Here is a 12,774-nt window from a genome sequence, read left to right on the forward strand (position 1 = left end):
CCTTGGGACCGGCCGAAGCTTGCGACCGCTGTCTCGCCGCTCGGACTGCATGTATAGTGGGTCGTCGCTGCCGTGGCGTACGACGGTATGCGCTTGCGTTGCTCCGCGCTTTAGTCAAAATGAAAAAAACTGCCGAGCAATAAAATTGTACGGGGAGGCTCCAAATGCGCGAGTTGCATGGATTTGTCCATGATCAATGGCCGCGGCGTTTGTCCCTACGATGATTCCATCCTCGCTCGTCGTCGTCACTCTGCAGCAGTCCTATACCGCATCTGTCTTGGGCTTGCGCCACCCGCCGCAAGCGCCACCCCTCGCCATATGGAGATATAGATGAGCGGCGCGACAATTACCTTCATTCTCATTTTCGTTTCGCTCGGGCTTTTCATCTGGGGACGCATTCCCGCCGTCATGGTTGCCATCGGCGTTTCCCTGGCGTTGTTTTTCACCGGCATCCTTCCAGCAAACCAGGCCCTCGGTGGATTTGGTGATCTGACCGTTGTCCTGATCGCATCGCTTTTTGTGATCGCCGCGGGGCTCGAAGCGTCAGGCGTAACGACCTGGGCGGGGCAACTCCTTATCAAGCACGCGGGCGACAGCCGCAACCGCCTCATGATCTACCTGCTGCTCATGGCGTCGCTGTTCTGCGCGACGATCAGCGTCAACGCGACGGTTGCCGCCCTTTTGCCGCTCTGCGTCGTGCTCGCGGTCCGGCTCAAGATTCCGACATCGCAACTCTTGCTCCCCATGTGCTTCGCCACCCATGGCGCTACCATGCTGACCCTGATCGGCGCGCCGCTCAACGTGATCGCCTCCCAGGCGGCCGAGGGGGCCGTAAACAGACCTATCGGATTCTTCGAGTTCGCGGTCGCCGGCGTGCCGATGGCGCTCGGTACCATCATCATCATGCTGCTGACCTACAAGTGGCTGCTGCCCAACACGAGCGGCCCGTCCCTGCCGCGCGACTTCAGCGCGCATGCCACCACGCTGATCGAACAGTATCGGATCGAGGACGGCTTGCATCGGCTCCGTGTCCGCTCCTCGTCCTCGCTGATCGGCGCCGCGAGCGATGCGAAGAGCCTGGAGGGTGTTTCGGATCTCTCTCTGGTCGCGGTGCTGGACACCAAGACCGGCGAGCCGCTGCAGCGTCCTAATCTCGCCGAAGGCGATGTCCTCATCGTGCGCGGCGACGCGCAGGCGGCGGGCCGGTAGGCGGCCGACAAGCATCTCGCTTTCCGCGCGGAGAACGAGCCGGGTGGGCTCGCCGATACGCTGTTCAACCGCAATTCCGGCCTCGCCGAGGTCGTGATCCCGCCGCGCTCAAAGCTGATCGGCGAGAGCGTGTTCGCGGGCATGGCCGCGATCGACGGCGACCTGCTTCTGCTCGGCGTGCAGCGCAGCGGCGAGGATATCACCCAGTGGCCGCATGTGCTGGCGAGCGGCGACCATCTGCTCCTGCAGGGCACCTGGCAGGCGCTCGACAAGCATCTGGCCGATCCGCAGGTGCTGGTCGTCGATTCGCCGGAGTTGGTGCGACGGCAGGCCGTGCCGCTCGCCACCGGCGCCAAGGAGGCGCTCGGCATCCTTCTGCTGCTGGTGGTCCTGCTGGCGACCGGTTGGGTGCCGAGCGCCGTCGCGGGCCTCGTCTGCTCAAGCCTCATGGTCCTGCTCGGCGTCTTGACTCTGCCCCAGGCCTACAAAGGGATCGACTGGAATACCTGCTTTCTGGTCGGCGGCATGATTCCCCTGAGCGCCGCCATGACCCAGACCGGCGCGGCGGACATGATCGGCCATTCGGTGATCGAAGTGCTCGGCGACGCCGGGCCGCGCGCCGTGCTGGGCGGACTGTTCCTGGCCTGTCTCGCGGTCACGTCGGTCATCAGCAACACCGCCGCCGCGCTGCTGTTCTTCCCGATCGGCATCGCGACCGCCTTGGAGATGGGCGTGTCCCCTCTCCCCTTCATCGTCGGCCTCGCAATTGCCTCGCACGGCGCGCTGCTCACGCCCGTCGCAACGCCCGTGAACCTGATGATCATGGGCCCCGGCGGTTACAAGTTCTCCGACTACACCAAGTTCGGCGCGCCGATCGCAGTCTGGTGGATGATCGTCACCCTGTTCGTCGTGCCGCTCTATTGGAGCTTCTGAGGCGGACGGTAAACAGCGCGACGAACGCTATCAGTTGCGGAGACGTGGATAATGGCCGGAACGGCAGAAACAGCGGTGACCGCCACCGTCACATGGCACGCCAAGCCTGTCGACGCGGTCGCCGCTGAACTGTCGACCAGCGTCGCGAGCGGACTGAAAACGGCGGAAGCATCGACCCGGTTGCAGAAATTCGGCCCCAACCGGCTGCCGGAGGGCAAGAAGCGCGGACCACTGATGCGCTTCCTGTCCCAGTTCAACAACGTCCTTGTCTACGTCCTGCTCGCGGCCGGATTCATCAAGCTGATGATGGATCTATGGCTCGACGCCTCCATCATTCTGGGTGTCGTCGTCCTCAACGCCCTGCTCGGCTTCATCCAGGAAGGCCGGGCCGAGAAGGCGCTCGACTCGATCCGCAACATGCTTTCGGCCGAGGCGCGGACGATGCGCGACGGCGAAACGCGCATGATCCCGGCCGAGCAGCTTGTCCCCGGCGACATTGTTCTCCTCGAGTCGGGGGACAAGGTGCCGGCCGACCTCCGGCTCGCCGATGTCAAGAACCTGCGCACCGAGGAAGCCGCCCTCACGGGCGAGTCGGTGCCCGCGGAAAAGACGAGCGAGCCGGTGCCTCTCAAGGCCACGGTCGGCGACCGCGAGAGCATGGCATTTTCCGGCACGATGGTCGTATCGGGACGCGCGACGGGAATCGTGGTCGGAACAGGAAGCGAGACGGAGCTCGGGCGCATCAATCAGCTGCTCGCGAACGTCAGCGCGCTGGAAACGCCGCTGCTACGCCAGATCAAGAAATTCGGCTACACGATCACCGCGGTCATCGGCATCGTGAGCGCCCTGGTGTTCGCCTATGGCAGATGGGTCGGACACAAGGATTTCGTCGAGCTCTTTCAGGCCATCACCGGCATCGCGGTTTCCGCCATTCCCGAGGGCCTGCCCGCGCTCATCACCATCACGCTCGCGATCGGCGTGCAGCGCATGGCGCAACGCAACGCGATCATCCGGCGCCTTCCCGCCGTCGAAACGCTGGGCTCGGTCTCGCGCATCTGCTCGGACAAGACCGGAACCCTCACCCTCATGGAAATGATGGTGGTCTCGGCCACCACCGCGGATACGGACGTCCAGGTCACCGGCAATGGATATGCGCCCGAAGGCGAAATCAAGAAGGACGGACGGCCCGCCTCCCCGGATCCGGTTCTGGAGCTTCTCGGCCGCGTGTCCATGCTCTGCAACGATGCACAGTTGTTTCAGCAGGACGGCACATGGAAGGTCGAAGGCGACCCGACCGAAGGCGCGCTCTATCCATTCGCGACCAAGCTCGGAATGGACCGGCAGGCGGAGCAGATGGCGTATCCGCGCCTCGACGTGATCCCGTTCGAATCCGAGCATCGTTTCATGGCGACTCTGAACGGCAGCAGCGGCGGCAGGAAGATCCTTCTGGTCAAGGGTGCGCCGGAAGTCATTTTCGAGCACTGCGACCGTCAACAAAGCGCGAACGGCTCGCCCGCCCCGTTCGACCGCCAACGCTTCGAGACAGCCTCCGACAAGCTGGCCGGTCAGGGTGAGCGGGTTCTAGCGCTCGCCTGGCAGGAGGATCCGGAGGTGCCGACCGGTGGGCTCAACCCTGCCGATCTGCCCAAGAACCTCGTGTTTCTCGGCCTCGTCGGCCTGCTCGATCCGCCGCGCAAGGAGGCCATCGAAGCGGTGAAGGAATGCCACGGCGGCTCCATTCGCGTCACCATGATCACCGGAGATCACAAGATCACGGCCGCGGCGATCGCCAAGATGCTCGGCATCGGCGACGGCAAGACGGCGTTCACCGGCGCCGACATCGAAGCCATGAATGACGCCGAATTGCAGGAATGCGTCCGCGACGCCGACGTGTTCGCGCGCGCGGCACCCGAGCACAAGCTGCGTCTGGTCAAGGCCATTCAAGCCAACGGACAGATCGTCGCCATGACCGGAGATGGCGTGAACGACGCCCCCGCGCTCAAGAAGGCGGATATCGGCGTCGCGATGGGCATCAAGGGAACCGAGGTGACCAAGGAAGCAGCCGAAATGGTGCTCGCCGACGATAACTTCGCCTCGATCTCGGCCGCCGTCCGCGAGGGGCGCACGGTCTATAACAATATCGAGAAGGCGATGCTGTTCATGCTGCCGACCAACGTCGCTCAGGCGCTGGTCATCATGGCAGCCATTTTCGTCGGCTTTACGTTGCCGATCACCGCGCCGCAGATTCTGTGGGTGAACATGGTCACTTCCGTCGCGCTCGGCCTCGTTATTGCGTTCGAGCCGCATGAAGTCGACGTGATGAGCCGGGCGCCGCGTGCCGTCGACCGGCCGATCCTCACCCGGTTCGGCGTCTGGCGGATCGTCTTCGTCGGCTTCGCGCTACTTGCTTTCACGCTGTGGGCCTTCTTCTGGATCAAGGGACAGGGCGGCTCGGATGCACTGGCCCGCACGGTCGCGGTCAACGCGATCACGATCGGCCAGGTGTTCTATCTCCTCAACAGCCGCTACCTGCTCGACAGTTCGCTGTCGCTCAAGGCTCATACCGGCAATAAGATCCTGCCGCTCGGGATCATCGCGGTCATCGTGCTGCAGCTCTTGTTCACCTACGCAACACCCCTCCAGACGCTGTTCGACAACGAGGCCATTCCGCTCGCGGTGTGGCCGTGGCTGATCCTCGGCGGAGGGATTTTCTTCCTCGTGGTCGAGTTGGAGAAGCTCATCATCCGGTCGTCGGCATCGCTGCGCAGCGCCGTGACCGCCGTGGAGGCGGGAACATGAGGCCTGCACTCCTATGCAAACGGACGAGCGGCTGCGACCGCTTCCCTCGATCTCTCCTCATCCAGCAAAGGCATCGGCCATGAGCACCCAGCATTGCGAAGCGTTTCAACGACTGATCGCCACGGTGAAGGGTCTGCCGGCAACGCCGACCGCCGTGGCCCATCCGTGCGACGAGTCGTCCCTTGCGGGCGCTGTCGACGCCGCCGCGCAAGGCATCATCACGCCCATCCTGGTGGGGCCGAAGCGCCGCATCGAGGCCACCGCGGAGAAGGCGAAACTCGATATTTCCCCGTTCGAGATCGTCGATACCGAACACAGCCAGCAGTCGGCGGAAAAGGCGGTTGCGCTCGTGCGCGAGGCGCGCGCGACGATGCTGATGAAGGGCTCCCTCAGCAGCGACGAACTGCTGGCCGCCGTCGTCAAGCGGGACACTGGCCTCAGAACCGGGCGGCGTCTCAGCCACTGCTTCATCATGGACGTCCCCAACCATCCGACCGTGCTCGTCATCACGGATGCCGCGATCAACATCTTTCCGACCCTCGAGGAGAAGGTCGATATCGCCCAGAACGCGATCGACTTCGCGCGGGCCGTCGGGATCACGGAGCCCAAGGTCGCGATCCTGTCGGCGACGGAAAAGATCAACCCGAAGCTGCAATCGACGGTCGAGGCGGCAGCGCTCTGCAAGATGGCCGACAGAGGCCAGATCACCGGTGGCATTCTCGATGGGCCGCTGGCGCTCGACAATGCGATCAGCCCCGAGGCGGCCCGGATCAAGGGGCTCTCGGGGCCTGTCGCCGGACACGCCGATATCCTGCTGGTGCCCGATCTCGAGGCCGGCAACGTGCTCGCGAAAAGCCTGTCGTTCCTGATGGGGGCCGATACGGCGGGGATCGTGCTCGGGGCGCGGGTGCCGATCACATTGACCAGCCGCGCCGATTCCGTGCAGAGCCGTCTCGCCTCCTGCGCGGTGGCAGCGCTGGTGGCGCGACGCCAGATTGAAACGGCGGCGGGAGCGTTGAAATGAGCGACGCGATCCTGGTTCTCAACGCCGGCTCGTCCAGTATCAAGTTCCGCGAGTTCGCCAAGGAGGACAGCGCGCTCCAGTTCAAACTGAAAGGCGCGCTAGAGGAGGTTCACAGCCGGGCGCGGTTTCGGGCGCAGACTGTCAACGGTGAGGTCGTGGGCGAGCACGCCTGGGACAAGGACAATCCTCCGGCGCACGCCGGCGCGCTCCAGTTCCTGTTCGATTGGCTCGAAACCGAGGGCGGCGACAAGCTCGCCGGAATCGGCCACCGGGTCGTGCATGGCGGCGACGTCTTCCGCACGCCCGTGCGCGTCGACGACGATGTGCTGAAGAAGCTCGACACCTTCGTGCCGCTCGCCCCGCTCCATCAGCCGCATAATCTGTCGGCCATTCGCGCCGTCGCGGAACGGCGGCCCGGCATGATGCAGGTCGCCTGTTTCGATACCGCCTTCCATCAGACCGCATCGGCTGTGGCGCAGGCGTTCGCCCTGCCGCCCGCGATCACCGATCGGGGCGTCCACCGCTACGGATTTCACGGCCTCTCCTACGAATACATCGCCTCTGTCTTGCCGCAACACGATGCACGGGCCGCGGCCGGCCGAACGGTGGTGCTCCATCTCGGCAACGGCGCGAGCATGTGCGCCATGGCGGGTGGAAAAAGCGTGGCCACGACCATGGGGTTCACGGCGCTCGATGGTCTGCCGATGGGGACGCGCTCCGGCACGCTCGATGCAGGCGTCGTGCTCTACCTCATCCGCGAGCTCGGGATGGATGTGCGCGCCATTGAAAAGCTGCTCTACAACGAGTCCGGATTGCTCGGCCTGTCGGGGATTTCAAGCGACATGCGCGAGCTGCTCACAAGCGCAGATCCCCGCGCGAAATTCGCCATCGACGTTTTCATCTACCGCATCGTTCGCGAACTCGGCTCCCTCGCAGCGGCCCTCGGCGGTCTCGACGCGGTGGTGTTCACCGCCGGCATCGGCGAGCACGCCACCGAGATCCGCGAAAGGGTCTGCCGCGAGGCCGCGTGGCTCGGCCTTGAGTTCGATCCCTCCGCGAACGCCGCCAACGGACCTCTGATCAGCACGTCCGCGAGCAAGGTCGCGGCCTGGGTCATCCCAACGAACGAAGAACTCGTCATCGCCCGCCACACCGAAGCCCTGCTCTGACCGACCCCGGCGATCCGATCGAAATCGTCCGACGCGCGGCGGCACCGAATAAAAGGAGTATCGTAATGGATGTGAAAGTTATCGACACCGACAACGCGAACGCCTGGCGCGGCTTTACGCGCGGTTCGTGGAGCACCCGGATCAACGTCCGGGATTTCATCCAGCGCAATTACACTCCCTACGAGGGCGACTCGTCCTTTCTTGCCGGCGTAACCCCGCGCACCCGCAAGATATGGGAGACCTTGACCCCGCTGCTGGCGGAGGAAACCAAGAAGGGCGTGCTGGCTGTCTCGCAGGAGCCTTCCAGCATTCTGGCGCATGGCCCGGGCTACATCGACAAGAACCTGGAGCTGATCGTGGGCCTCCAGACCGACGCCCCCTTGAAGCGCGCCATCATGCCGAAGGGGGGCTGGCGCGTGGTCGAAGGAAGCCTCGACGCCTACGGGATCGCACCCGATCCGTCGATCAAGAAGATCTTCTCGGAATACTGCAAGACGCATAACGACGGCGTTTTCGACGCCTACACGCCCGAAATCCGCGCTTGCCGCGGCTCCGGCATCCTCACCGGCCTTCCGGACGCCTACGGACGCGGACGCATCATCGGAGACTATCGCCGCCCCGCCCTCTATGGCGTCGACGTCCTCATCGAGGAGAAGCGGAAAGAGCGCGACGAGATCGATCGCCGCCATTCGACCGAAGAGATCATCCGGCTGCGGGAGGAGCTTGCGGAGCAGATCAGATCGCTCGAGCAGCTCAAGAAGATGACGGAGCTTTACGGCTACGACGTCTCGCGCCCCGCAACGACCGCCCGCGAAGCGGTGCAATGGACCTACTTCGCCTATCTCGCCGCCATCAAGGAGCAGAACGGCGCCGCCATGTCGGTGGGACGCCTGTCGACGTTCCTCGACATCTTCATCGATCGGGATCTGCGGGAGGGCAAGATCACCGAGTCCGAGGCTCAGGAGCTGATCGACGACATCGTGATCAAGTTCCGCATCGTCCGCTTCCTCCGCACGCCGGAGTACAACCAGCTCTTTTCCGGCGACCCGACCTGGGTGACGGAATACATCGGCGGCATGGGCGACGACGGGCGTACCCTCGTCACCAAGACGAGCTTCCGCATCTTGAACACGCTCTACAATCTCGGCCCCGCGCCAGAGCCCAATCTCACCGTCGGCTGGTCGCCCCGCCTGCCGGACGGTTTCAAGCGGTTCGCCGCGAAATGCTCGGTCGACACGAGCGCGATCCAGTACATGTCCGACGACATGATGCGTCCGAAATACGGAGACGACGCGGCGATCGCCTGCTGCGTGTCCGGGATGCGCGTCGGCAAGCAGATGCAGTATTTCGGCGCCCGCGTGAACCTTCTCAAGGCGCTGCTCTATGCGATCAACGGCGGCCGCGACGAGGTTTCGGGGAAACAGGTCGGCCCGCTGTTCGCACCCGTCGAAGGCGATGTCCTCTCCTACGACGAGGTGCTCAAGCGCCTCGACCCGATGCTGGAATGGCTGGCGAAGACGTATGTCAATGCGCTCAACATCATCCATTACATGCACGACAAGTACTGCTACGAGGCCGTGGAGATGGCACTTCACGACCGTGATATCCTGCGCACCCTCGCCTGCGGCATCGCCGGCCTGTCGCACACCGCCGACAGCCTGTCCGCCATCAAATATGCAAAGGTCACCGCCATTCGGGACGAGCGCGGCCTGATCGTGGACTACGCGGTGGACGGCGAGTATCCGAAATACGGCAACAACGACGATCGCGTGGACGGCATCGCGGAAATGCTGGTCACGATGATGATGAACAAGATCCGCCAGTTTGAGACCTATCGGGGGGCCGTGCACACCCAGTCCGTGCTGACCATCACGTCCAACGTGGTCTACGGCAAACAGACCGGCAATTCCCCGGACGGGCGCCGGGCCGGCGTCCCCTTCGCGCCGGGCGCCAATCCCTCGAACGGCGCCGATACCCACGGCTGGATGTCCGCGATGCTGTCCGTCGCCAAGCTTCCCTATGACGACGCCGAGGACGGCATATCGCTCACGCTCTCGATCGTGCCGACGTCGCTCGGAACCGAGCACGAGCGCATCACCAAGGTCACCAACGGCCTCGACGCGTACTTCTCCTCGGACGGATTCCATTGCAATCTCAACGTGCTCAACCGCGATACGTTGCGCGACGCGATGGAGAACCCGGACAGGTATCCGCAGTTGACGATCCGTGTGTCCGGCTACGCCGTGAACTTCGTCAAGCTGACCAAGGAACAGCAGCTCGACGTGCTCAATCGCACGTTCCATGGCGCGGAGTAGGACGTGAAAATCCCCGACGACGGTCGATACGCGCTGCACCTCTCGCGGGCCGGGGTGGCCGACCGCGAGGCCGCCCACTCGTACTACGAGGCCTATCCGAGCGACGAGGAGACGCTCGAAGGCGGCGAGGATCTGATCGGCTATGTGCACTCGATCGAGGTCGGCAGCACGGTTGACGGTCCGGGCATCCGCTTCGTCCTCTTTCTGACGGGATGCCCGCTACGCTGCCAGTACTGCCACAACCCCGACACCTGGCATAAATCCAACGGCCGGCCCGTCAAGCTGAGCCAGATGATGAGCAAGATCGGCAAGTACGTCAAAGTGCTCCGTATCTCTCAGGGGGGCATCACGATCTCCGGCGGCGAACCCGCGGTGCAGCACACATTCACCGCGCGCGTCTTCCGCAGAAGCAAGGAACTGGGCCTGCACACCTGCCTCGACACCTGCGGACGGCTGGGGGACAGGTTCACCGATGCCGAGCTGCAGGACATCGACCTCAATCTCCTGGACATCAAGTCCGGCGATCCCGAGACCTATCAGCGGGTCACCGGCCAGCCGCTCGAACCGACGCTCCAGTATGCGCGCCGTCTCTCCGATCTCAGGCGCAAGATGTGGATCCGCTTCGTGCTCGTGCCGGGCCTCACGGACGCCTACGACAATGTCGAGAAGGTGGCCGACATCGCCGCAAGCCTCGAGACGGTCGAGCGCGTCGAGATCCTGCGCTTCCACCAAATGGGGATGGAGAAATACCACAAGCTGCAGATTCCATATCCGCTCGAGGATACCGAGTCTCCCACTCCCGAACTCACCGAACGCGTTCGCGAGCAATTCCGGCAACGGGGACTCACGGTCTTCTGACGCCCGGATCATGACTTGAACAGTAATCCGCCTTCCAACCAGCAGAGGATCAGGCATGCAAACCATCGCCACGGACGCCGCCCCCGAGGCCATCGGGCCCTATTGTCAGGCCATTGCGCATGCAGGGCTGCTCTATTGCTCGGGCCAGATACCGCTCGATCCGGCGACGATGAAGATCGTCGAGGGGGGAATCGTCGAGCAGACAGAGAGAGTTTTCGCCAATATGGAGGCCGTGCTGCGAGCGGCAGGAAGCGACCTTTCGAAGGTGCTGAAGACGACCGTCTTTCTCAGCAATCTCGAAGAGTTTCCGCAAATGAACGCCATCTTCGCACGCGCCTTTGGCGACCACCGGCCAGCGCGCTCCACCGTGCAGGTGGCCCGCCTGCCACTCGATGCCCGCGTTGAAATCGAATGCATCGCAACGCTCACCTAGCTCTCGCGACGGAAACCCGCTAACACTTTCCGCATACCCCCTAATGACTTACTCGCTTTTTCGTCCATCAAACTGTTGGCTAGAGGAAGTACCAGAATGTCTTCGACGATCGCCGTGTCAGTGGCCGACATCAAGGAAGCTCGCAAGCGGATTGAGAAATACGTCAATCTCACTCCCTGTACGTATTCACCCAATTTGAGCGGCGAGCTCGGCTGCGAGCTTTTCTTCAAGATGGAAAACTTGCAGCGCACCGGAGCCTATAAGGATCGCGGCGCAATGAACGCGGTGCTCTGTCTGGACGACGCGCAGAAAAAAGCCGGCGTCATCGCGGCATCCGCAGGAAACCACGCCCAGGGACTCGCTTTCGCGGCCCAGCGCAGCAACGTCCACGCCACCATCGTGATGCCCGAGACGGCGCCGATGGCGAAGGTGCGCGGCACGAGAAAATACGGGGCTGATATCGTCCTGCACGGCACCGGATATGACGACGCCTTCGGACGGGCGACCGAGCTTCAGAAGGAGAAGGGATACACGTTCGTGCATGCCTTCGACGACCCGCGGGTGATCGCCGGACAGGGAAGCGTCGGCCTGGAGCTGCTGGAGCAGAATCCGGGACTCGAGGTGTTCGTTGTTCCGATCGGCGGCGGCGGCCTCGCCGCCGGCATGGCCCTGGTGTTGAAAGACGCCAATCCGAACGTCCGCATCGTCGGCGTGCAGTCGGAAGCGGTCGACAGCATGAAGGCGAGCGTCGAGGCGGGCCAGATCGTGACCGTCTCGGGAACGACGATCGCCGACGGTATCGCGGTTGGAAGACCGGGCGGATACACGTTCCCCATCGTCCAGAAATACGTCGATGAGATCGTGACCGTCACCGAGGACGAGATCGCCCAGGCGGTTCTCGTTCTGCTCGAATCGGAAAAGATCGTAACGGAAGGCTCCGGTGCCGCAGGCGTCGCCGCGCTCCTCAGCGGCAAGGTTTCCGGTGTGGCCGGCAAGAAGGTCTGCGCCATCCTGACGGGCGGCAACATCGACACGACGTTCCTGAAAAACATCGTCGCCCGCGGCATGGCGCGCGACGGCCGGTTGGCGAAGCTGCTGATCGTCGTGCCGGATCGCCCCGATAGCGTCGCCAAGATCGGCGCTCTGGCTGCGGCCGAGAAGGCACATATTCTCGACATCCATCATCGTCGCGCCTTCAACTCCACCGCCTATCGGGAGACCGAGCTCGAGTTGCTGGTCGAGACGCCCGGCGCCAAGGAGACCCAGGCCCTCCTCAACGCGATCAGTGCGCAAGGCTACCGAACGCAATTGGTGGAGGCGGAGTAAGGATCGGCGCCAAGCGGTGCAGCGAGGGGGGATAGAAGCGGCGAAGATGCCGAACCGCAGGCCATCCGGCCGTCCAGGGATGATGCCAGCATCGGAGTCCAACGCGCATGCTTCTGTTCCCCACGCTTGATCTCGTTGCGTTCGCCTGGTTTTGCGGAGTCTGGCTTGCCTACAGCGCCATCCTGGAATGGACGGACTACGGCGCGCAGAGCCTCAATTCGCAGGCAAACCGGTTTCGGTCTGCCTGGATTGAGGAAGTGAGCACCCGCGACGTGCGCATTGCCGACACACAGATCATGGCCTCGCTGCACAGCGGCGCGGCCTTCTTTGCGTCGGCATCGCTGATCGGCCTTGGCGGAGTGCTCAACGTTTTCGGGCCCAGCAGCGAGCTTCTGAACACGCTCGCCAGCTTGCCTTTCGGGACGCACACCACACCGCAGCAATGGGAGGCCAAGATCATCGGCCTCGTCATCATCTTCGCCTATGCGTTTCTGAAATTCGCCTGGTCGTACCGCTTATTCATTTACGCGGCCATCATGATGGGCGCGATGCCGCCGGCGAACGAGCAGGGCACACCGCGAGCACAAGACTATACCGATCGCACGGCGCAGCTTGCGCAGGAGGCCGCCTGCCACTTCAATCAGGGTCAACGCGTGACCCTCCCCCTCAACGGGTACCCGAAATAATGTAGACTCCGTTCGTCACCCC

At 63.5% G+C, this 12,774-nt stretch carries 10 protein-coding genes; all 10 read left to right on the forward strand.

Features of this window, described 5'->3' with window-relative positions:
* The first annotated feature begins 330 nt into the window (after nucleotides 1–330).
* Nucleotides 331–1,209 carry an SLC13 family permease gene (locus V7082_RS19430; protein ID WP_334151151.1) on the forward strand — a complete coding sequence of 293 codons (879 nt, stop codon included), beginning with the start codon at nucleotides 331–333 and terminating at the stop codon, nucleotides 1,207–1,209.
* Between the two features lie 93 nt (nucleotides 1,210–1,302).
* On the forward strand, nucleotides 1,303–2,142 hold the full coding sequence (locus V7082_RS19435) for an SLC13 family permease (protein WP_334151153.1): 840 nt from the start codon (nucleotides 1,303–1,305) through the stop codon (nucleotides 2,140–2,142).
* A gap of 51 nt (nucleotides 2,143–2,193) precedes the next feature.
* Entirely contained in the window at nucleotides 2,194–4,941 is a 2,748-nt protein-coding gene (locus V7082_RS19440; RefSeq protein WP_334151154.1) for an HAD-IC family P-type ATPase, read from the forward strand.
* A 49-nt stretch (nucleotides 4,942–4,990) separates the two neighbouring features.
* Entirely contained in the window at nucleotides 4,991–5,965 is a 975-nt protein-coding gene (locus tag V7082_RS19445; RefSeq protein WP_442909826.1) for a phosphate acetyltransferase, read from the forward strand.
* On the forward strand, nucleotides 5,962–7,134 hold the full coding sequence (locus tag V7082_RS19450; protein WP_334151156.1) for an acetate/propionate family kinase: 1,173 nt from the start codon (nucleotides 5,962–5,964) through the stop codon (nucleotides 7,132–7,134). The genes V7082_RS19445 and V7082_RS19450 overlap by 4 nt, the downstream gene beginning before the upstream one ends.
* Nucleotides 7,135–7,199: 65 nt before the next feature.
* Nucleotides 7,200–9,449 carry a formate C-acetyltransferase gene (pflB, locus tag V7082_RS19455; protein WP_334151158.1) on the forward strand — a complete coding sequence of 750 codons (2,250 nt, stop codon included), beginning with the start codon at nucleotides 7,200–7,202 and terminating at the stop codon, nucleotides 9,447–9,449.
* A 3-nt stretch (nucleotides 9,450–9,452) separates the two neighbouring features.
* Nucleotides 9,453–10,307, forward strand: a complete 855-nt coding sequence (gene pflA, locus V7082_RS19460) for a pyruvate formate-lyase-activating protein (protein WP_334151160.1) — start codon at nucleotides 9,453–9,455, stop codon at nucleotides 10,305–10,307.
* Nucleotides 10,308–10,362: 55 nt separating this feature from the next.
* Nucleotides 10,363–10,740, forward strand: coding sequence for a RidA family protein (locus V7082_RS19465; RefSeq protein WP_334151161.1), 378 nt, complete (start codon nucleotides 10,363–10,365; stop codon nucleotides 10,738–10,740).
* A 96-nt stretch (nucleotides 10,741–10,836) separates the two neighbouring features.
* On the forward strand, nucleotides 10,837–12,066 hold the full coding sequence (ilvA, locus tag V7082_RS19470) for a threonine ammonia-lyase (RefSeq protein ID WP_334151162.1): 1,230 nt from the start codon (nucleotides 10,837–10,839) through the stop codon (nucleotides 12,064–12,066).
* 107 nt (nucleotides 12,067–12,173) lie between these two features.
* The gene (locus V7082_RS19475; protein ID WP_334151163.1) at nucleotides 12,174–12,752 is read left to right on the forward strand and encodes a DUF599 domain-containing protein; all 579 of its coding nucleotides are present in this window, start codon (nucleotides 12,174–12,176) and stop codon (nucleotides 12,750–12,752) included.
* Nucleotides 12,753–12,774 lie beyond the last annotated feature (22 nt).

Source organism: Hyphomicrobium sp., from assembly GCF_036833075.1.
GTDB lineage: Bacteria > Pseudomonadota > Alphaproteobacteria > Rhizobiales > Hyphomicrobiaceae > Hyphomicrobium_C.

Excerpts from the sequence above, each read along its gene's own strand:
- V7082_RS19430 (WP_334151151.1), top strand. The coding sequence starts at position 331 with ATGAGCGGCGCGACAATTACCTTCATTCTCATTTTCGTTTCGCTCGGG.
- V7082_RS19440 (WP_334151154.1), top strand. The coding sequence starts at position 2,194 with ATGGCCGGAACGGCAGAAACAGCGGTGACCGCCACCGTCACATGGCAC.
- V7082_RS19450 (WP_334151156.1), top strand. The coding sequence starts at position 5,962 with ATGAGCGACGCGATCCTGGTTCTCAACGCCGGCTCGTCCAGTATCAAG.
- pflB (WP_334151158.1), top strand. The coding sequence starts at position 7,200 with ATGGATGTGAAAGTTATCGACACCGACAACGCGAACGCCTGGCGCGGC.
- V7082_RS19465 (WP_334151161.1), top strand. The coding sequence starts at position 10,363 with ATGCAAACCATCGCCACGGACGCCGCCCCCGAGGCCATCGGGCCCTAT.
- ilvA (WP_334151162.1), top strand. The coding sequence starts at position 10,837 with ATGTCTTCGACGATCGCCGTGTCAGTGGCCGACATCAAGGAAGCTCGC.
- V7082_RS19475 (WP_334151163.1), top strand. The coding sequence starts at position 12,174 with ATGCTTCTGTTCCCCACGCTTGATCTCGTTGCGTTCGCCTGGTTTTGC.